General features: G+C 65.5%; 22 protein-coding genes. 13 read left to right on the top strand and 9 right to left on the bottom strand.

Annotated elements, in window-relative coordinates:
- The first annotated feature begins 161 nt into the window (after positions 1–161).
- The 5 genes from IM25_RS23555 (at position 162) to IM25_RS23575 (ending at position 4,506) form a co-directional block, all read left to right on the top strand.
- A complete protein-coding gene (locus IM25_RS23555; RefSeq protein WP_033098656.1) occupies positions 162–347 on the top strand; it encodes a toxin-antitoxin system HicB family antitoxin in 186 nt (61 codons plus the stop codon).
- A gap of 382 nt (positions 348–729) precedes the next feature.
- The gene (locus IM25_RS23560) at positions 730–1,734 is read left to right on the top strand and encodes a hypothetical protein (RefSeq protein WP_052040212.1); all 1,005 of its coding nucleotides are present in this window, start codon (positions 730–732) and stop codon (positions 1,732–1,734) included.
- Positions 1,735–2,295: 561 nt separating this feature from the next.
- A complete protein-coding gene (locus IM25_RS23565; RefSeq protein ID WP_033098798.1) occupies positions 2,296–2,949 on the top strand; it encodes a ParA family protein in 654 nt (217 codons plus the stop codon).
- Positions 2,946–3,344, top strand: coding sequence for a hypothetical protein (locus IM25_RS27150; protein WP_232333508.1), 399 nt, complete (start codon positions 2,946–2,948; stop codon positions 3,342–3,344). Before IM25_RS23565 ends, IM25_RS27150 begins: the two co-directional genes overlap by 4 nt.
- Positions 3,345–3,453: 109 nt before the next feature.
- Positions 3,454–4,506 (top strand): DUF2637 domain-containing protein, encoded by a 1,053-nt coding sequence (locus IM25_RS23575; RefSeq protein ID WP_052040213.1) that lies wholly within the window; start codon positions 3,454–3,456, stop codon positions 4,504–4,506.
- Positions 4,507–4,918: 412 nt separating this feature from the next.
- Here the strand turns inward: IM25_RS23575 and IM25_RS26225 are convergent, their stop codons facing one another.
- Positions 4,919–5,122 (bottom strand): hypothetical protein, encoded by a 204-nt coding sequence (locus IM25_RS26225; RefSeq protein ID WP_157127011.1) that lies wholly within the window; start codon positions 5,120–5,122, stop codon positions 4,919–4,921.
- Between IM25_RS26225 and IM25_RS26230 the strand changes: the two genes are divergently transcribed.
- Positions 5,121–5,267 (top strand): hypothetical protein, encoded by a 147-nt coding sequence (locus IM25_RS26230; protein WP_157127012.1) that lies wholly within the window; start codon positions 5,121–5,123, stop codon positions 5,265–5,267. The two genes, IM25_RS26225 and IM25_RS26230, sit on opposite strands and share 2 nt — an antisense overlap.
- A 245-nt stretch (positions 5,268–5,512) precedes the next feature.
- On the opposite strand, the gene IM25_RS23580 is transcribed toward IM25_RS26230, so the two are convergent.
- The 3 genes from IM25_RS23580 to IM25_RS23590 form a co-directional block, all read right to left on the bottom strand.
- Entirely contained in the window at positions 5,513–5,695 is a 183-nt protein-coding gene (locus IM25_RS23580; RefSeq protein WP_033098799.1) for a hypothetical protein, read from the bottom strand.
- Between the two features lie 649 nt (positions 5,696–6,344).
- Positions 6,345–7,121: an ABC transporter substrate-binding protein gene (locus IM25_RS23585; RefSeq protein WP_198162596.1), complete on the bottom strand. Its 777-nt coding sequence runs from the start codon at positions 7,119–7,121 to the stop codon at positions 6,345–6,347.
- A 195-nt stretch (positions 7,122–7,316) separates the two neighbouring features.
- On the bottom strand, positions 7,317–9,467 hold the full coding sequence (locus IM25_RS23590) for a helix-turn-helix transcriptional regulator (RefSeq protein WP_052040216.1): 2,151 nt from the start codon (positions 9,465–9,467) through the stop codon (positions 7,317–7,319).
- 1,511 nt (positions 9,468–10,978) lie between these two features.
- Here IM25_RS23590 and IM25_RS23595 point away from each other — a divergent pair.
- The gene (locus IM25_RS23595; RefSeq protein ID WP_052040218.1) at positions 10,979–11,905 is read left to right on the top strand and encodes an MHYT domain-containing protein; all 927 of its coding nucleotides are present in this window, start codon (positions 10,979–10,981) and stop codon (positions 11,903–11,905) included.
- A 124-nt stretch (positions 11,906–12,029) separates the two neighbouring features.
- Here the strand turns inward: IM25_RS23595 and IM25_RS26235 are convergent, their stop codons facing one another.
- From IM25_RS26235 to IM25_RS23600, 3 genes are all read right to left on the bottom strand, one after another.
- Positions 12,030–12,203, bottom strand: a complete 174-nt coding sequence (locus tag IM25_RS26235) for a hypothetical protein (RefSeq protein ID WP_157127013.1) — start codon at positions 12,201–12,203, stop codon at positions 12,030–12,032.
- Between the two features lie 1,464 nt (positions 12,204–13,667).
- Positions 13,668–13,832, bottom strand: a complete 165-nt coding sequence (locus IM25_RS26240) for a hypothetical protein (RefSeq protein WP_157127014.1) — start codon at positions 13,830–13,832, stop codon at positions 13,668–13,670.
- The gene (locus IM25_RS23600) at positions 13,798–14,154 is read right to left on the bottom strand and encodes a hypothetical protein (protein ID WP_157127015.1); all 357 of its coding nucleotides are present in this window, start codon (positions 14,152–14,154) and stop codon (positions 13,798–13,800) included. The genes IM25_RS26240 and IM25_RS23600 overlap by 35 nt, the downstream gene beginning before the upstream one ends.
- 1,152 nt (positions 14,155–15,306) lie before the next feature.
- Between IM25_RS23600 and IM25_RS23605 the strand changes: the two genes are divergently transcribed.
- The 5 genes from IM25_RS23605 to IM25_RS23625 all read left to right on the top strand — a co-directional run bounded on the left by IM25_RS23605 (position 15,307) and on the right by IM25_RS23625 (position 18,214).
- Positions 15,307–15,828: a hypothetical protein gene (locus IM25_RS23605; protein ID WP_033098801.1), complete on the top strand. Its 522-nt coding sequence runs from the start codon at positions 15,307–15,309 to the stop codon at positions 15,826–15,828.
- Between the two features lie 140 nt (positions 15,829–15,968).
- Positions 15,969–16,304, top strand: a complete 336-nt coding sequence (locus IM25_RS23610) for a hypothetical protein (RefSeq protein WP_052040221.1) — start codon at positions 15,969–15,971, stop codon at positions 16,302–16,304.
- Positions 16,305–16,358: 54 nt separating this feature from the next.
- A complete protein-coding gene (locus IM25_RS23615; RefSeq protein ID WP_232333509.1) occupies positions 16,359–16,814 on the top strand; it encodes a hypothetical protein in 456 nt (151 codons plus the stop codon).
- 264 nt (positions 16,815–17,078) lie between these two features.
- Entirely contained in the window at positions 17,079–17,429 is a 351-nt protein-coding gene (locus IM25_RS23620) for a hypothetical protein (RefSeq protein WP_065996590.1), read from the top strand.
- Complete coding sequence (locus IM25_RS23625; RefSeq protein WP_065996591.1) at positions 17,426–18,214, top strand: hypothetical protein; 789 nt, start codon at positions 17,426–17,428, stop codon at positions 18,212–18,214. The genes IM25_RS23620 and IM25_RS23625 overlap by 4 nt, the downstream gene beginning before the upstream one ends.
- 88 nt (positions 18,215–18,302) lie before the next feature.
- Here IM25_RS23625 and IM25_RS23630 read toward each other — a convergent pair whose 3' ends face one another.
- Positions 18,303–18,491, bottom strand: coding sequence for a hypothetical protein (locus IM25_RS23630; RefSeq protein ID WP_033098870.1), 189 nt, complete (start codon positions 18,489–18,491; stop codon positions 18,303–18,305).
- A 145-nt stretch (positions 18,492–18,636) separates the two neighbouring features.
- Positions 18,637–18,900 (bottom strand): hypothetical protein, encoded by a 264-nt coding sequence (locus IM25_RS25750; protein ID WP_033098869.1) that lies wholly within the window; start codon positions 18,898–18,900, stop codon positions 18,637–18,639.
- Between the two features lie 671 nt (positions 18,901–19,571).
- On the opposite strand from IM25_RS25750, the gene IM25_RS23640 reads away from it, so the two are divergent.
- Complete coding sequence (locus tag IM25_RS23640; RefSeq protein WP_033098868.1) at positions 19,572–20,393, top strand: hypothetical protein; 822 nt, start codon at positions 19,572–19,574, stop codon at positions 20,391–20,393.
- Positions 20,394–20,445 lie beyond the last annotated feature (52 nt).

Raw genomic sequence — 20,445 nt, forward strand, 5'->3', positions numbered from 1 at the left:
GCGACACACACCGCCGCCTCCCACCCGCTCAGGGGCTACGACTGTCGTCCCACGAGTCGACACGCGCCACGCCGATGTACGGAGGTAACTGACATCCGCGCTCGCAGCCGCTAACCTGAGTCAGATTCAACGGGCCGATCTTGAAGAACGGGGGTTTACGCATGGCACAGCCGCATAAAGGCGACCGCGCCGCGATGACTCTACGCATCCCAGCTGAGCTGCACGAACAGCTCCGCAACGATGCCAAGGACGCCAAGGTCGCACTCTCCCAATACGTCGCCGACCTGCTCGCACTCCAAGCCGGTCGACCGGACCTTGCCCGCGAGATCAAGGCGGTGACCGTGTAAACGCCACCAAAGAGGGCCGCTAGCCGCCAACTAGACCGCCCTCAGATGCAGAAACCCCCCCGCCTGCCAAGCGAGGGGTCTTCCAAACCGAATATGTGACCGAGCCAAGTCGCCAAACTCTCTCGGGCCACTCGAACTTTCTTCCCAGAAAGCCTTCGTTATGCATATTAGCGAGCGCTGCTCGTTTGGGCCAACTTCCGCCTCCAATCACACTCCTGCGTGTCGCCCGCAGCGAAGCACCCATTCCTCCCGCGACGACCGTCGAAGCCCCGGTCGCACCGCTCCCCAGACCCGCCGTGGACGCCGTCGCGGTAGCTACAACCTGCGCGTAGCCGATGGTGCCTACTCCCCCATCCCGGTCTGGGACTCCCGCGCCGGATGGATGCGCCAGATCATCACCTTCGCCCGCAGCGAGACCGGCATCAAAATCTGCCACGAGCACCGCATCGCCCCGGACAAGTTCATCGCCGCCGCCAACGCCCACGCCGCTTACGCCGACGAATCCACTGGTCGTAACCTCACCGCCGCCCGCGACACCCTCGCCGAATACGCCGGCATCAGCACAGACGTCCTCGACCGAGCCCGCCAGATCCTTCGCCGCATCGGAGCCGCCGTCGAACTCGTCCGTGGCCGCTACCTCACCATCGCCGAACGCGTCGAAGCCAGCCTCACCCACGGCGGAAAGCAACTCCGCGCAGCTTCCGTGTGGGCTTTGAGCAGCAAGTTCACTGCCGACTCTTCTGTTTATCCACAGTTTCCGAATCATGCGGATCTACCGGAGAACCCTTTGGGTTCTACAGGTATCTCTCGTTCTCAAATAATCACCAACGCGCGCGCTACGCGCCGCGCCCGGGCTTCGACAAGAACCTCGGGCGGCCCACGACCCCTACACGCCCAGATCGCCGCAGCGCGACTGGCCGACCGACTCGGTCCCACGATGCCCGAATACCGCGGCGTGAACCGAAATGGTCACTACGTCCCCGGAACCACCCATCACCACGTCGGAGCGATCGCCGACGCCCTGACCGCCGCAGGCATCGACACCACCCGATGGACCGGCGACGACATCGCCGACCAGATCACCGAGTTCCGCCGCGACCGCATCCTCCCACACCTAACATCCCCGACCGCTTTCCTGCGCTGGCAGCTCCGGGTCCTCGCCGAGGTGTGGGCCGGACCCACCCCTACTGAACGTCGTGCCCAGCTCCAGGCTGAACGCGCCGCTGTTCGCGAAGCCGAACTCGCTCACCGTGCCGCTAATCCTCCAGCCAGCAACGAGACCCGGGCTGCCGCCTACGCCAAGATTCGACGCGTGCTCGCTTTGCGTAGGAACTCAACCTCGTCTCCATCCGTCCGTGACGGTGGGACGAATGGTCGCAAACGCTGACTCTCGCATCTGAGGAAATACGTGTTTACGGATATACGGGTCGTTGAAGACTGTGTCGGATGAATCCCGAAGAGCCTAAGATCCTGACTTGAGGTCGGCCGAGCGATCTCTGAGTGGGCAACCAGCACGATCCGGAGTGGACACTTAAGGCCCCGTATATAAGTAAATGCGGATTTACGTTTCTACATGGTAGATGTCCCTTTTCGGAGCCGGCCTGGCACGAAACAGCTCTCAGATCGGGCCAAGGAAAGGAGTGAGAGACAGTCCCTTGAAACTCCCTAGACCGGACTGTCCGCACGATTGCTCTGACACTCCCACGGGCGACTTGCGGATATCCGTAAATACGGAAAGACGCTGTTGCTGAAACACGGCGTGGCGGAAGTACGGATACACGGATGAACGGATATGCTCATCCGCGCAGCTACGAATTTGCGCTCTTGCGCCTCCACGAAGATGCGGAGATGCGGAAACGCGTAATGGAGAAACCCCGTAAATACGGAGATGAGTAGTTCCGTAGAGACGTGCTCTCACGAGCTACATAGGGAAGGGAAGCCTCGCCGCATGATTACTATCGCCGTGCTGAACCTCAAAGGCGGTTCGGGTAAGACGACTTCTGCTGCCTTCATTGCGCATGCACTGCACGAAGCCGGCCTGCGCGTGCTCGGTGTGGACGCCGATGGAGAGAACGAGTCACTTGTCCAGTGGCAATCGCTAGGGGACTGGCCGTTTCCGGTGGTCGGTATGGCACAGCCGAATCTGCACAAAAATCTTCCCGGTGTTGCCGATGACGATCGGTACGACGCTGTCGTCATCGACACGCCGCCGATGAAGGAAGCGCGCAACATCGTTCTGTCGGCAGCCCGAGTTGCAACCCACATCGTCTGTCCGATGGCCCCGACCGGGATGGAGCACAGTCGACTTCCCGCAGTCAGGGAATTGGTGGCTGACGCCACCGACCTCCGAGACGGTGAGAAGCCGGTCTTCGTGGTGCTGTTCACCCGCACCGTTGCGAACGCTTCATCAACCGAGGTCTACCGCGACATCGTCACCGAAGAAGGCGACTACGTTCTCAAGGTCCCGGTTGCGCGTAAAGAGCAGTTCGCTCAAGCCTTCGGATCACCTATCGAAAACGCTCTAAGCACGGCCTACGGCGACGCGGTCACCGAACTTCTCGACTTAACGATCGACCAAACCGGAAAGGTGACATCAGCATGACCAGCGCCGCAGATCGCATCCGCCAACAAGCTCTACGCAACAAGAAGAAGCAGACCGACACAACCCCCCAAGCGGATCAAACGTCGGAAACCGAGGTCGACAAGCAGCCCGTACCGGAGCCGGCGTCCTCCACCCCTACACCCGAGCTCAACGCTTCACCGCGGCAGGGGCGAGGAACACATTCCCCACGGTTGCGCCCGGTCCGCAAGAACGTCGACCTGTCCCCAGAGCTGAATCGCAAGTTCGGTGACTGGCAGCGTGATACAGCCGTCGAGTTGGGATTGGCCCGTGTAACGGCGCAAGAGGTCCTCACTGAACTACTTGTTGAGCTGCTGGACGACGCCCGCCTCAGCGAACGGATAAAGGAGCGGATCTACAAATCCGCAAATAAGTAAATCCGCGTCTCCGTATTTCCGCGTTCGAACGACGACGGGCGTCCTGCCTGGAATTGCCGCTCCGCAGGACGCCCTGACCAGAAACCAACTGATAGGAGATTCCTCGGTCATGTCCGACGATACAACTCAGCTTGCGATCGAGTTGCAGCCCAAGTTGCCGATGAGTCGCGCCCTGCAACTCGCTTCCGCCGGCGTTGCAGTTTTGACCCTGTTCATTGCAGCGTTGTCGTTCATCCTCTCGTTCGATGCGTTGCGTGCTCTGGCGATCGAGATCGGTATGCGGCCGGGTCGTGCATGGATGGCACCGGTTGCAATCGATGTTGCACAAGCCGCTGCTACCGCCGGTTACGTCATCTTCCGTATCACCGACAAGGGACGGTACTCACTCGTCTACTGTGCAGCCCTGGCTGTGGTCACTGTGCTGTTGAGCGTGATAGGCAACGCTTTCCATGCCTGGCAGACTGCCGAGCGCAATATCGCTCGTGTAGCAGCGGGGGAGGACCTGGGCTTCGTCCCGCAGTCACCATGGATTGCAGCGGTGGTTGCGGCGATCTTTCCGCTGTTGTGGCTGGCGTTGTTCCACCTGTTCGTCATGATGATCCAGCGCAACGACGCCCCCGCTGTTGCCCGGCAGCGAGCAACAACGTCCCCAGTTGGCGTTCCGGCAGGCGCAACCCCCCGGCCCCCCGTTGCGCCGTACAGCGAGCGTCCTCGCGAGGTTGCTACTACGACGCAATCGACCCCCATGCACCTCGACAACCGCGAAGATGTCTTCGAGACCGAGCGGATGAAGTGCGAGCCGGTTGCTGCAACTCTTCCGCGTACCGTCACCATCACCAACAACTCGATCGCCGCGCCTGCAACCGGGGAAGTGCTCCAGATTGAGGCAACGCGCAACGGTTACCCGCAGACGCGAGACGGGTTGCTTCGGTTTCTTAACGACTCTGACTTCCATGAAACCGTCAAGATCGTTGCGTCCCTGATGGTCCAGGATCCGACGCTCCGACAGATTGATGTGGCCGACCGATTGCAGATTGACAAGTCCACCGTCAGCCGACGGTGGCGACATTTCCGCCAGGAAGCCGAGGCCGAGGGATTCTCGGTGCCACCTCTGCCGGTCGCAGAGACCGGTGATCAGGTGAAGGAAACATCCCAAGCCTGATCCCTGAGTCGTGGTTTCTCGCGCTGGTGGCCGCAGCCTGCAACCCAAAGTCGTCCGAACGTCTCGATCTCCCGCCCCCGCCCTCTGGAGAAGCTAGAGACCCATGCTCAAGGCGATGTGTGGACATACGGGATCACGGTTCCTGGGTACGGATGTTAGGGATTCGAATCCAGCAGGACTTCGACCCCCCCTGATGACGCACCGTGATCGGAGCGCAGCTCAGGGGTGGGTCGTTCCGAGATGGGCTCGGTCGGTGGAGAAGATCCCCTGCCGAGGTGTTCGTCGCCGATCAGGGCCGGATCGCTGCCCACCCGCGGAGGACGGTCGCAGCACGACCGCGTGTGAAACCGGGTAGATGACCCGAAAACGCAAAAAAGATGCCTGTCTCGGCACGGGGCCGCGAACACCCCGGTCAGCGGATCTGCTTGCGGCCGTGCCGTCGGTCCAAGATCGCCCGCAGCACGATCGTCGAATCGTTCAGGCTCGCGGCCACCTCCTCGTGACCGGCGGCGAGGAGGTCGCCGTGCCGGGCGTGCAGTGCGGTGATCGCCGTGTCCAATTCCTCATCGGTCATCGCCTTGGCTGCCCGCTCGACAACCTGCCTCGTTCCGGTCATGAACCCAGCCTATTGCTGGGCCGGCGGTGCGCCGCTCCGGGAGGTGGCGGTGGCGATGACCCCGACGGTGAGGGTGCCGGGGGTCATCGCGCCACCCGCCCAGGGAAACCTCGACCTGCCCGGGCAGCTGGGGGTGATGGCGTAGCCACACCAGCGAAGGGTGCTCCCACCGGGAAGGTGAGCACGCCCGGAGGCTACTGCCCTGCTCCGAAAGGGGTCTCCACCGGTGGTATGCGCGGACACGGCTCGCTAGTGGAGGGATGCTGATCGTCGCACTGTGCCCGAACTCCGCCGCGGGTGGGGCGGTGGGCGCGCCACCCGCGAATGAACCGCACGTCGAGGGGCGCGGCGCCCGGTGCATCGAGCGCGGTGGTGTGCCCGCCCGTGCTGTTAGAGCTCGAACAGCGGGAACTGCGCTGCGTGCGCGTCGCGGTCGAGATCGTGGCGATAGCGGTCGGCCATCGCGCGAGCGACGGTCTCGTCGCATCCGAGTTCGCGGCCGATCTCGCGCCAGGTATGGCCGTCGTGGTGCATCTGCCAGGCGGTGTGGTGGAACTGCTCGTCGAAATCCATTTGCTTGTTCCCTTGCGCACGAAGCCGATTGCGACATCCCGGTCGGGACAGTGCCCGTGCCCGGCACACTAGCGTCTTCCGGGAAGGATGCGGTGCAGGCGCACCGGAGCACCTTGTCGCGTCGCCTCGCTGAGTTCTCCTGCGAGTGCGGCCCGCGATGTCCGGTCGCCCTCGGTCCGGTGTCGACGACTCGGTGTCCGCGACAGGCTACAGATCGATCGCGGATGGGGGCGTCCGCACTCAGCAGGGGCGTGCGCGGCTGCCACCGACGCATACCCCCGTTCACCGCAGGTGACACTGCACCCTTTCCGACACTACACCCCTTCGGCGAGACGCACAGTGCGTGCAGCGCGGGCATGCGCTCGTCTTGCCTTGCCGTGCAGAGGCTCCTACTTCCCGGGATCCGGCCCTGGGGTCATCTCTACGATCGTGAGCACCTACACCGCCCACGACGGGGAACAACCGGACCCGCGTCGGCGTTGAGCTGTCGGATCGGGTGCGTATTCGTGTCCTGTGGGCTCACCCCTGTGCCTCACGGAAGTGCCGTACGGCTGGAACCGTGTTGCGTCTTTCGTCGAGAGGCGACCGAACGCGCCCGGTCCTCCTCTTCGGACTGGGACCGCTCGTGCAGACAGGGGCGCGGTCGAATTCATGGCCCAGTGGTGCACAGCGCGGCCAGCGCCGGTGTCAGGCTCTCGGTGATGTAGTCCAGGTTCTGCACGCTCGGATCGCTCAGCGCGGTGGCGAGCGGTCCGTCGACCGTGACGGCATGTCCGGATGACCATGACGGCAGTGCACGACCCCCGCGTTCGCGGACCAACGTCAGGTTGGCCCCGGCAAGGACGGCGGACTGCTCGTAGGACATGGTCAGTCGGGTCTTTCCCTGAGCGAGGTCGATGACCTCCGGCAGCAGCTCCATGCCGAGTTCACCGAACAATTCGGCCGCCGGATCACGGGGATCGGCGACGACACCGACAGCCTCGGCAGACACCGTGGCGAACAGGAAGGATGCGCCCTGCACACAGGGAAACGCCGTGCGGATGTCGTCCAACTCGGTCTCGGCCGCGGCGATCAACGCATCGGCGTCCGCCGGTCGGTCGAGGATCTGTCCGAGAACATCGACCTGGTCGCGCCAAGCATCGACGTAGCCGGAGTCACCAAGGGGAGCAATCGTCGGGGCGATCTCGGAGAGTCGGTGGTACACAGCGCCGTTACGCGCGGAGAAATCGGCGAGGATCAGATCGGGGGCGGCGGCGGCGATGGCCTCGAAATCGGGGTCCCCGAGCAGCGACAAGGCCACCGGCGTCGGGTGATAGTCACCCTGCCAGGGGAATCGGCCGTCCGCCGGTGCATATCCGGTCAGCACCCCCACGGCGACCGGGTCGATGTCGAATGCGCGCACCGTATCGGCCCACGAGGTCGACAAGGCCACGATCCGCTGGGGTGCAGCCGACAGGATGGTCTGCCCTTGACTGTGAGTGACGATAACGTCATTGCGGTGCTGTACCGAGGGGTCCGGATCCGGTGTGCCGGTGCACGCAGCCGTCGCCCCCAGAACGAGACAGGCGATGGCCGCCGACCACCGGACCGACGAGAAGAACGAGATCATGACAGTGCGCTTTCATGCTGGTCGACAGGGCGGGGCGGGGGAGGGCTCTGTGCCTTCGGTAGGCGGGTCGAGAAGTCGCAGAGTCCGTGCGGCGGCAAGGGCTTCGGACTTCGAGTGGGCACCGAGTTTGCGGTAGAGACTGCGCACCTGGGTCTTGACGGTATTGGGCGAGACGAACTGCTCGATCGCGATCTGCTGCTGTGACAAACCGGCATTCAGACTTACCAGAATTTGACGTTCACGGGTCGTCAACTCCACGAACGTCATTGCCTCGGGAAATACCGAGATCTCCACGGCGCGCGCAGGTGCCGTGCCCGACTCCCTCGCCAGACCATCACGGACGGCGGCGGCGAGGGTGGTGAAGGGCCGGTAGCACTCGGACTGCTCGGCCAGCTCGCACGCGGTGCGCCAACACTGCACGGCAGTCTCCGATGCCCCCAGCGCCCGCTGCGCGGCAGCTTGGACGAGCAACGTTTCGATGTGCACGCGCGGTGCCCCCGCCTCCGGCGAAGAGGACTGCGCGACGATCGCCAATGCCCGGTCGGGATCCCCAGTGTGCAGCGCCACCCGTGCAGCAGCGGTGATCAGCAGGGGATGGTCGAGCGCGATCTCGGCGACACAGGCAGCTGCGAGGTTCGCCTGATCGAGAGCCAGATACAGATCGATCCGCGCTGCCGCGATCAGCACCCGGGCGCGCGAGCTCGGCGAGCACTGCGGCGCACGTTCGGCCGCCAGTCGCTGCACCAGCGCCAGACCGGAATGTGCGGTGCCGCTCAGCAGGGCGTACTGGGCGTGCGCGTACGCGATGTACGCCCACAATTCTTCGCGGTGGGTCGGTTCTCCGAGCGCCTGCAGGCTCGCGCGGGCGGCGTCGGCGTCGAGTTGGTCCATCGATGTCAGGGCGGTCGCGACCGCACCACCGACCCGCACCATCGGAGCCAGAACTGCGCCGCCGTCACCGAAGTCCATTTCGCGAGCCAGCCACATCCGGGCGCGGGGAATGTGTCCCGACAGGGCCCACAGCAGTGCCAGATTGCCGGCGCAGTTGCGGGCCACGAAATCGATGTCGCCGGCTACTGCGCCCCGGTAGGCCTGCATGAACTGGGCGCCGGCGTCGACATCGGCCCCGGCGAGTTGGAAAGTCAGAGCCCACTGCAGACGCAGGATCGGTAGTTGTCCGTGGACGAGGCCCGGTTGTCGATCCACCGCCGCACAGGCCAGCGCGTCGACGCGGCGGGTCATGGTCGCCGCGTCGACATAGCGCCCCGCCACCCGGAGCCCGATGGCCTGCACGGTGGCGACGTGGATCACCGTGGCTACTGCCGGATCCGCCGCGAGCGCGAGCAGATCGGTGTCGGAGTCGGGCAGGGCGGGGCCCAGGGCCGGGGCGTGTGCGAGCATGCCGACGAAGACAGATTTTCCCGCTTTGACGCTCGGTCGCTGCTGCAGACGATCGTCGGGTACTTCGTCGAGCAACTCCCGTAACTGCGACAGGTGACGGGTCACCATGACGACCCAGTGTTGCTCCAAGATATCCAGCGCTACAGGCCAGTTCCCGGCGTCGGCGGCATATCGTGCCGCCAGGACGTGATCGTCGTCTTGACCGGCGCGTCGGGACAAGGCCATCAAGGCGGACTCGACACGAGCGCTGTCCTCTCGGCGAGCGATGTGGAGCAGAGCGTGGCGCACCACCTCGGGGAAATGCCATGTCGGGGTCGAGGTGATGTCGTCGTCGAGAGGTGTGAGTAGCTCGAGTCGGCTCGCAGTGTCGAAGACTTCGAGTGCCGAGACCTCGACAGGCAGCAGTTCGGCAGCGATCGCCCGAGTCAGAACCCGAGCCGGTGCGCACGCGAGCACATGTGAGCGCAATCGCGGTACGGACGAGGCGTCGAGCGCACCGGCCAGTGCTGGGACGAGCGTCTCGGTCAGCTCGCTGCTCGGTCGCCCGTGAGCGTCGACGACCGGTTCGGTACTTCGGATCGCCGCCTCGATGGTGCACTGGATCCAGCGAGAGATTCCGTTGCAGGCTCGATGTATTCGCTCACCGATGATCTGAGGATGAGCCAGTCCGGCTTCGCGGCACAGCTGGACGGTCTCGACGAGGGTGAACAACAGTTCCTCCGCTTCCAGGGTGTCGTGCGATCGGGACGAACGCTCGAGCACTCGAGTACTGATCGGGCCTACAGCGCGATACCGCGGTGGTCTCACTCGACCTCGCAGGGGCGAGCTTCACGACATCGGTCCTGGACCGACTTCGTCGTGCCCCTCGACGTCCGGTCCGCGGCGCCACACGACAGTGCTGCCGCTCGGTCCCACGGACCGGTGAGGACGGGCCGACAACGCAGCCGGCGGCAGAGACCGTCGGGACGCCGCAGTGGTCGACATCACTGTCCGGCACCGCATCCCACCAGAGCGCAGCGCTGATCGTCGAAGACCGGGATCGCAACACCGCCACGACTGCCGGTGTGCGAGGGGCGGGACGGGCCGTGAACCAGTAGGTGTGCGTGCGCGGAAGAAGGATGCCGACAGCGGCGCCGACATGCGAGAACACCGGCCGATCCACCTTCATCGCTCACCTTTCTCATTACCGTCCCGCCGATCGGCCGCGTCCCGATAGCGGCGCAGGACCGCCGCATTCGAACCGGAAAAGGGGGAACACGAAACCGTCCCTGACATCTCGGATCGGTTTCGGTTCGTTACATTCGGGTCCTAATGCTCTAGGCAAGCGGACGATGGTTCGCTTCGTCGACGCAGTGGTGGCAGCAGGTGTTCGAGTTCGGTGCGAGTCGCGCTCGTCCCCGATATCGGTACCCAGGATCCGTGGCAGAGCAAGAAGCCGACGTCCCTATGATGCCCACCGCGGGTGATCCATTGAAAACGCACGACCTCGGCGAGGTTTGCCGGTCGGATCGGTGCTCCACGTGCGTGATCGGTGGTGTGTACGCGGGCAGTGTCCCGGCGGTGGCGGGACTCGACGCGATCACCGCGGTCGATCTGCACCGCCGACAACCGCCCCGGCCCGAGGTGGCGGCGAGAGGCAGGGACGGTCGGCGAGATACAACGACACTGCGCCGCATCCTCGTTGCTCACTCTACGGCCCGCGTGCAGGGCGCGTCGGGAGCGAATCTTGCACCCCTCACGTGGTGTCGCGGCGGTGGGAAGTCGAATCGCCTCCGACGACGACACCGCCGACACACCACCAGCATTGTTTTTCCTCAGCGCAGTCCGCGCATCGGAGGTGGCCATCGACGCCCCGAGGGCATCATCGCGGCACAGATCGTCTGTCTCGCCTCGAGCATCGACCCTGCAACCGGTCCGCACAGCGAGACGAACGCCGGTCGCCCTGTTGCCGATACGCCCAAGGCGCGCCCCGGTGGTTGGGTAGACAGAGACGATGTCCGGGGCGTGGGTCGTCTGGGGAAGAGACGCCCGCGTCCCGGATGTGCCACGTCGGTGGACTATCACGGTGTGCGCTCGCCCGGCGTGCCCGCCCACGGGGCCGGGGTCGGCGGTTGCCCGGTACGTGGCGGTGGCGCTCGTTGTTGTGACGGCGACCGGTCGAAAGCGTACATTCAGTAGAGTTTGCACTGCTCACACGATCTCGATGCAGCCTGCTTCGAGGTTCGGCGCTGCCCGGACCGCACCCCGTCGAGCACGTCAATTGTGAGGAACGCATGCCCAACGTACTGCACCACACCGGTTCGAGTGGGTGGGTGCTGGCTCTGGCCTATCTCACCTCCCTGGTCGGCTGCTACGTCGGAGTGCTGTGCACCGTGCGCACCGCCCGCCCGTCCGGAAGCATCCCCCGGTGGGCCTGGCGGGTCATGGCGGCCGCCGCCGTCGGCGGTGTCGGTATCTGGCTCACCCATTTCATCGCGATGCTCGGTTTCACCGTGCCGGGCACCCTGATCCGCTACCGACCGGCACCGGTGCTGCTCTCAGCGGTGATCGCCGTGACCGCAGCAGGTGCCGGACTGTGGTTGGCCACGACCCGGCCCACGGAGCATCGCCGAGGGCCCCTGCTGGCCAGGTCGGTGTCCGGGGGTCTCGTGCTGGGCGGGGCCGTCGGTGCCATGCACTACATCGGCATGGCCGCGGTCGATGTCCAAGGCGCGCTGACCCACACCCCGGCCGTCGTCACCGCTTCGCTGCTCGCCTGCATCGTCGCCGCCACGGTAGCGCTCTGGCTGATCCGGATCAGTCCGCATCGTCGCCCCTTCGGACCCGCGATGATTCTGGGTGCGGCGGTGGCGACGGTCCATCTGATCGGCATGGCCGGGGCGAGTGTGACACTCGATCCGGACGCTCCGATACCGCACGGGTGGACCGTGATCTCGATGCTGCTGCCCGCCTTCGTGTTCGGCGCGATCGCGTTGGCCGTGCCGCTGGTGGCGTTGGTCTCCGCCCCGTCTGCACCCGATCGTCCCCAGGCGCCGGTAGCCGAGACGATCACCTTCTCCGAACCCGAGAACAACTTCGACGCCGACGCACCCCATCCGTCGTCGCGCGTACCACCCCCGATCTATGAGGCCGGTCGTTTCCTCGACGCCCGCCGATATGTGCCCCGACCTCGCCCGCACCCACCGACCGACAAGCCCTGACGGCTGCCCCCACGGTCACGCCGCCGCTGACCGTGCCCTCACCGAGAAGGTCGCGAGGGGCGCGGCCGAAGGCAGGATCACCGATCACCACACCGGCCGAACAGTGTCACCGGTGGCGTCCCCCTCACGAGGACTTGTCCCCGGGCGGGGCAGTGCCGAACAAACACCCCCACACCGCCGCGAGATCGGCCTCGGTCGGGGTGCGCCCGGTCAACGACTCGAGTACTGCTTCGAGATCGCTCCTGGTCAGCGCCGGAGCCGGGTGCTCCGGGGAAGGGAGACGGCGACGCGGGACCATGACAACTCCTCGAACTACGCCCTGCGGCCTGCGCAGGCATCACGGCGAAAAAGGTGACCGCGTCCGCCCCCTCGACAGGGGCGGACGCGGAGTACGGATGCGGTCGAAGGTGGGGTCAGAGCACGATGCCCAGTGCCGCGAGCAGGCCACCGAGGGGCAGAGCGAGAGAGCCGAGAAGGATATGCAGTCCTCCTGAAGCAGTTGGGGATCGGGTGGTGCAGCCGGTGTCGGATGCTGATGCAGGGATACCCGTCGTGTCGCTTTCGACACCTGACCGATATCGCAGTGCTCGGTTCGTTATCACCCGAGTCCTCGGCGTGGCATGGGCCGATGTGTCTTCCCCTGCCCTGCGATGTCCGATGAGGATCGCGCTCGGACAGAGGATCGCGGTACCGGGTCAGCGGCGACCTGGTTCGTCGGATACCGAGCGATGATGGCGGCAGCCGAGCAGGTCCCACCGCCGACTGGATGCCGGGCCCCCGACGGTGAGGGCCCCCGCGGGTCCTCGCTCGACCCGATCAGAGAGAACTCGCCTGCCCGGCGAGCGTGGTGTGCTCACGTCACCACCGTCTCGAAGGGGCCACGGCGATATCGGCGTGCGGTTCGACATCCTGCCCCTGCTGGGGCCGGCGAACGGGTACCGCTTCCGACCGCCGCGGCCGGGCCTGGGGTCGGCGGGCGCGGTGCTGCTGGTTTACTAGCGCAGCTCGGCGGCGGCGCTTGTCGTCGACTGCACCGGGTGAAACTGCGGGTGAGTTTCCTACCGACCGGTAACAAAAGGGTTGCTGGGGTCGTTATCCACGATGTGAACTGGGTGTTCTGGCTGATCGTCGGGTGGCTGGTGCTGTCGGTGCTCGTTGCCGTCGTCTTCGGTCGTGTCATCCGAACGCGTGAGGAACGCGAGAGCCCGCTACCCCTCGACGGGGCGGAAAGTGCGAACACGCAGGATCCCGCGATCCGGACCGCTCGTATACCAGGACGGGGCGGCTGCTGCTGTCGTGCTACCTCGAGGTCCGGCCCGAGCACACCGATCGGTGGAACTCGGCAGTGACGCTGCGCTCGTGCAGGATGGGGGTCTGCCGGCCTCCTGCGGTGCCGATGTCGTCGACCTCGGTAGTCGGGTGGGGTTGCGGTTCGGCGTGCTCGAAAACGTCTCGCGGTGACCGGGCGAGACGAGTGAGCAGTTCCGCTCTCGACGTCAAGGTCCGTGGTCTCGTCGAGTTCGCGGGAGGGGGATGGCGTTCTCAGCGACCGCAAGGTGCGGTCTTCGACGAGCTGCGCAGCATCATCCCGAAGCTTGCCGGGGTCGGGCACGGGTCATCGTATCCGCGGTAGCGCTGGAGCGTCGCCCTTCGAACCGACCTATCGGGCCAGCACGCCCCGCCCTCGACTCGAGGACACGGCACCGCCATTGTTGTAGCAGCAGCTCAGGTCGGCATCGCCGACCGGGCAGCAGCCGCCTCGTCAGCTCGCGCGGGCGTCGCTCTTTTCGCTGTTCGTCTTCTGCGCCGCAAGTGTCTTGACACGAGCAGAGGATTTGCGCCCGAGTTTTTTGTCGATGGCGAGCTTGCCCCGAGCAGCGTTGATCTGCGCGTCAGTCGCTCTCGGTGCTGTTGTGGTCGCCATCATGGTCCTCCGTGTCGTTGCTGCCAGTATCGCCCAGAGCAAGCACCTCATCAAGCACGGTGTCGGCGGCGAGGAGTTCATCCCGGCCTGCCAGAGAACTGGTGATCATCGCCCGGACCAGCTGGACACCCACATTCGACCGGTGCGCACTGTCGACGTCGAGCGCCAACTCGGTGGCGTACTGGAACCGACGCCACCACTCTTCCCGCCGCGCCTGTACTTCGCGCTGCTCCGTGGCGCGGGTAGTGGCCCGCCACACCAGAAAAGCGCTGGTTCCCGCCGCGATCAGCGTCAAGACATTGAGAACGATCTGTACGGCCGGCACCGAGCCAGTATCGCACCGCACCCCACCCCCCCCCTCCCGCCGCGCGACCGCGGGGTCGTGGGGCCGATGATTCGCAACGCCAGAGCTCACCAGTGGCATTCGAGCCCTCGAGTGACATTCCGCCCGACGACGAGCAGTGTGCCGCTGCCCATGCCGGGGTAGAGGACTCGACCCCGGCATGGGCAGGGGCCTGTGAGCGAGGGACGGTTCGGCCGCGTGAGGGATGCACGATAGCGCGAGCGGCGAGGCGCTCGGACTCGAACAGCGCAGCGGTCCAGAGCGAGGAGAGTCCGCATGTTCTGTCCGAGCTCATCATCGCCGAGCGCACCCCGACGGAGCGTGTCGAGATCACCGGTCCGCACACGAGGTTCCCACCACCCCTAATGCTCGCGCATGCACCCGTCACGCACCTGCTCCCGATCCTGTCTCGTCCGACGGAGCGGTCGGTGTCCACCGACAGGTGTTCACGGTCGGTCGCGTCCACGACAGCGGATGGACGAGCGTGCACCGAACGACCTTTCTCGACTCGACGACCATCTCCACTCCTCACACGGGGAGCCTCGGCCGTGCGGTGACCTGCCGGATCGTCCGTTCAGCGCAAGTCCGCATTTCCGTACATCCGCATCTCCGCATGCTCGGTCAGGACTCGTTGGTGCGGCACCCGACCCGAATCAGGCGCCTCGCCTCGTCGCACGAGGGACCCGTGCGGCGCGCCCGGCCCAGCGGTGATCGGCATTCCGGGGTCCGACATGGGGAAGGTCCGGACCGGGGGCGCAGGTATTCACCCCGGTACGGGCCTGGTTCTGAAGCCTATCCGGACTGCCGACGGGAGCGGTTCAAAGGTGCGAGGGGCCACCTTCGGTGTCCACCCGAAGGAGCGTCGCTGGCGCGCCGCACCGACAAGAACTTCCTGTTGTTGTGTCCTGCTGGCCATCCGATTGTGACCGGCGGTCCGCTCCGCGCAACCCCTGGGCGCTGCGCGGCCTGACGGCCCGGAAACTTTCTCCCCCGCTGCGCTCCTCGAGAAACTTTCCGTCCCAGGGATTGCACTCCCGCGGCCCTGATGCCGGTCGTCATCTCCTTGCCAGCAGGGCACAAAGAACAGCCGGCCCCGGGGCGGGCGGTTCTCACTTCGAGCACGGGAGCGCACCTATGACGTCGCCGCAATCGCCGATCTTTCCTCCCCTCACCACCCGGAGCACCATCATGATCGCCGGAGAACACCAGCAGGTTCGCGTGGATGTGACCAGCGCGCTGACCGCGGCCGCCGCAGTGTTCGTCACCTTCGGGGCCGTGCGCATGGTCTTCACCGACCCGGCCGTGGCCCGCGCCCTGACCGCCGCGCTGCGCCGTCCGCGCAGCGGCGGCTATCTGATGGCGCTGCCCGAACACTTCCTGCTCAGCCCCGACCGGTTCGCCTCCGACGAGCACCTGGTCACGGTGAACTGGTCACAGGCTCCCCAGACCAGCGTCGTCCCCGGCGGTGCGTTCTCCCCCGAGCGTCGCCGCCACGTGCACTGGGTCGATGTGGAAGCCGGACCCTTGATCTTCCGCTTCTTCGACAAGGCCGGACACACCGCGTTCGTCGCGGAACTGGCCCGCATCATCCAAGTCGCCCGGTCCGTGCTGCTCCCCGCCAACGAGAAAGCCCTCGCTCTGCACGGGCACAGCTGAGTAGTTGTCCCCAGGTGGCCCGGTTCTCCACAGAACCGGGCCACTCACCTATTTTCGCTCCGAGTCGCTCACTGGCGCCGGACACACTGACACCCAGCACCAGCGCTGCCCTTCACCATCCGGCGAGGAGAGACCACGACATGCACATCTGGACAGTCACCTGCGATCCGCACTACGAACACACCTTTGGCACCACCGGCACTGCTGCGACCGAAGTCGCCGCCGTCGCTGCCGGCGCCGCAGCACTGCGCCGCCTCATCCGCACCACCCCCCACCTCGACCACGCTCCGTTCCTGAACCTGCTGATCGACGCCCGCCCCCGCATCGGCATCACCGTCACCGCCGAGCACATCGAAGACGCCCTCGGACGCATCGACCAGTACGAATACGACGCCACCCTCGCCGCCGCGGTCGACGACAGCATCCTCGGCTGCCTCGACACCGAGACCAACGGAGACACCTACCTCGATGAGTGACGACACGGGACTGTCGCTATCGGATCCACCGGAAAACTGACATTCCCACGGCACGTGAAACCTCATTCGAATCGTTCTCGGTTCTTCGTCCATCCATTTCGTGAGGGCAACACCCGTACTCAATTCGCCTTTTTCCGGCAACTGTCCGTCGAGGCCGGTTACAGGCTCGACACCGATCGCTTCCAAGCCGTCAGCAAGACCGAGCTGAAGCAGAACCCCCTGGTCGGGGACCTGCGTGAGCAGTTCGTCTGGGGACGTTTCGAGTACATGCAGAACGGCGACACCGGCCTGATGCGCGACGTGCTGGACATGGCGATCACCGAGGTGGTCGATCCTGTTCCCGCCGGTCCGGTCATCGACCACGGTGTTGATCTGCGCGCTATCACCGCCGCCATGTCCGCGCACCCACGCTCTGTTCACGACTTCACCGCCAATACCTCCACGCCGGGTCCTGTGACTCCACCCGTGGACCCGCCCCGCAGCCGACCCACCCTCGACCTCGACTTTTAGACGGATACGTAACTGGCGATGGTGGTGCCGCAGCATCGCCACCGACACTCGCACCTACGCCATGGTGCATCCACACCCCCGCGCCTGCCGGTCAGGGTTCTGCAGAGGAAAGCGGACCGTCATCGCTGGCCCGCCGTGCATCACCGAGCACCACCCGGAAGTGTTGCAGCGAGCAACAACAGGGTGAAACTGCTGCATACACGCACTATCATGAGAGCGATCCGTGCAGAGGGCGCAGATGGTTCGAGCCGAGGAGGTGGACAGATGAGCGTGGTCACACCGAAGACCGTGCGTCAGCAGCTCGTGCAGTCCGCCGTGCTCGACAAGATCATCACCACCGGTCTGTCGGTCGACACCGAACCGGTGCGCCGCAGCCTGCAAACGATCCGCCGTCAGGTGAACCGGAGCCCACTGATGGAGCGCTACCTGGACCGATGGGACATGATCGTCCGCACCAACGACATCGATGACATCCGCCGGATCGTCGAGACGGACGACGACACCAGCCGGGAAATGCGCAACCTGTCCCCCCTGTCGGTTCTGCTCAGCGATGACGAACGTCGCCGCGTCCTCACCGAATTCAGCACCAGACTCAAAGCTACTGCGCAGCGGTGAACCGGGACGAACTCGGACGGGCGATCAAGGCCGCGTGCGCCAACCTCGACGAACCTCGCGTGATCGTGCTCGGTTCCCAATCGATCCTCGGCAGCTTCGACACCACCGCCCTGCCTCCGGCCGCCTTCCTCTCGCGAGAAGTCGACATCCTGCCCCTGAGTGGGATCACCGATCCACCTGCCGTCGAAGACAAGCTGCTGCTCCTCGATGCCCGACTCGGCGAGGGCTCGCCTTTCCACATGTCCTTCGGTTTCTACGTCGAAGGCATCCACAAAGACGTCGTAGTCCTGCCCCGACACTGGGAACACCGCCTCGTCCACTTCATCGTCGACGACGACACCTCCACCCTCTACGGCCGAACCGGATTGTGCCTGGACCCAGTGGATCTGTGCGTGTCGAAAACGATCGCCGGACGCGAGAAAGACTACGAATTCGTCGCCGCCCTGGTCGCAGAACAACTCGTGCGAGCCGCCGACATCCGCGCCCGCATCGACAGCGGAATCGAGTGGCCACCGACCTACACCGAGAACAAGGATCTCTGCCTCGATCGAGCGCGGAACTGGCTGAGCAGTCTTGCCGACCCCACCGCGACCTCGGCCAAGGAAGATCCTGCCTCTAATGCTCCGGCGTCGGTGGCCGCCGACATCGCCACCGCTCTCCTCGGCCATCCCCGCTCGGTCGAGCAGATGCTCAACAGCAAGAACCGAGGTGAGAACCCCTCGACGTCCGCTGCTCCCCCTGACACCGGACCGACCCGAGAAGCCGGACCCGACCTCTCTCAATGAGTGCTGTACGAATCTGCCTCCACAGACCGGTGTGCGAATACCGCGACAGACGGAAATAATGGAAAAACAGAAATCGTGCGCCAGTCGGCTACCCTCGCCGACCTTCCAGCGTGGACAACAACACGAACTTCGTGCCCATCAGATCGAACGCCGCTTCGCTGTCGCCGGCGACGAGGAGTTCCCGCTCACGGGCGTGTAGAGCTGCAATCGCGGTCTCGAGTTCCTCGTCGGTCATCGCATCGGCGGCATCGCCGATGGCTCGCGTCCCTTCTTCCACGCGCCGAGGGTAGCCATGGTGCCGTTCGCTGCACGCGCAGCCCATCAGCGGAAAAGGCGATGGTCCCCGGCGGGGGCGCCGGGGACCATCCTTCGACCCGTCAGGGAATCACTCACCTGTCGGGGAACTCGGGTGATTGCAGCGGTCACCGTAGCGGAAGCACGGATCGGTACCAAACAGGTGGAGCGAGAGCGACCGGCAGGAGGAAGGACTCTCGCCAGTCAGTCCTCGACGGGTACAGATCGCTTACGCGCGCCGGCCACGGATACGTGAGCGGGCTGTCGGCGTTGACCTCGATCATCGCCGTGCCGGTGTCCTCATCGATGTCGTTGACGGTGAACACGAACGTGCCGCGTGCGCTGACCGTCACCTGATCGCCGGGCTTCAGGGTGCTGTCTCCGATCGACACGACAGAAGAGGGGCGTGTCGTTTCCCAGTTCACACCAAAATTCAGCGAAGCTAATTTTCTGGATCCCGGCGGGTCGCCCCGTCTGCGATCCGGCCGGCTCGCTCACCTTCCGAGTCGGGCCTTGGTTGCTCCTGTGTCTGTCTCGGTGGCCATTGCACCCCCGGTGAACGGCGGTCCCGTATGGCGCGGAATGGCGATCTCCGCCTCGCAGACGAGACACAGATAGGTGCGGTGTCCGGTGGCCCCGGAGGGGCGCAGGGCCGTTGTGCAGGTGCACGGTGTCCAGCCCACGACCACCCGGTGCGGTCCCAGCCGGTGCCCGTTCGGGCAGAACTTCGGCGGGCGCTCGTAGGACACCACACCACACATTTTCGCACATGTGTTCGACTAGGGCGTTTATAGTCAGGGCGGCAGGTCGATGGAGGGACGCGAGAGGCGGACTTCGGGAAGCATCGGCCTGCCACATCGTTTCCGCAAGAAACAGACATCGAGAGCGGAAGTACCCCCCTCATGCCACCTCGAACGATCCGGGGTTGACCACGCCCGCTACCGCGCCCCTCGATGGCATAGCGCCGATCCCTACCATTCGTAACGTACGTATCATGATACGTACGTTACGAATATTGTTACGATGCCGGATACGAACGTCATCGGGTCGGGAGGGCGAGGTCATGGCCGAGGAAGCCAGAGGGGGACGGCGCCGCGAATACGCCACCGACGCCGACCGGGTACGGGCCTGGCGGCAGCGCCAGAAAGACAAGGCCCGCGCCCAGCAACACCAGGATGCACTGCCGACCGATCCGACCTCGGCGATCGGCACCCTCGCCGACGCGGTACCGCTGCTGCGCCGCGAAACCCAGGCGATGCTCGAGACGCTGACGACGATCGCGTCGTCGATCACCACCGCGACCGATCTGCTCGCCGATCCGGCGGCGATCGATGCACAGCTGCGGCGCGTGCAGGCCGAGGCCGACAAGGTCCGGGCCGACGCCGCCGCCGAGATTGCGGCCCTGCGGGACGAACTCGACACCGCTCGCACCGAACGCGCCGACGCCGATGCCGCCGCCACGGCCGCTGACGCCGAGGCCACCGAGGCTCTCGCCCAGCTCACCGCAGCCCGGGCCGACCACGCCGCGGCACAGGACCGCTGGCAGCAGCAGCTCGAACTCGCCGCCGCGACCCACCGCGAGCAGATCGTCGGCCTCGAGCACCGGATCGAGCTGCTCACCGGGCAGCTCGACGAGCACCGCGAGCGGCTGACCCGAGCGATCGCCGAGAAAGACGCCGCGGCGGCCACCGCAGCCGAACACATCCGGCGCCTCGAAGGCGAACTCACCGCCGCCCGCACCGCGGCGGCAGCCGAACGTGACCGCGCCGAAGCCGCCCGCGCCGACGCCGCCGCCGCACACGCGCAAGCCGAAGCCGCCCGCGAACGAGTTGCCGAACTGCGCGCCGAACTCCAGGACCTGCGCACGCCCCCGCCCGGCCCGTGAACCCCCATCCGGCTCCCTGTCCTGCCGACTGCCGCAGCTGCGGACCTCGAGG

The organism is Rhodococcus sp. p52, assembly GCF_000763325.2.
In the GTDB taxonomy this organism is placed as follows: domain Bacteria; phylum Actinomycetota; class Actinomycetes; order Mycobacteriales; family Mycobacteriaceae; genus Rhodococcus; species Rhodococcus pyridinivorans.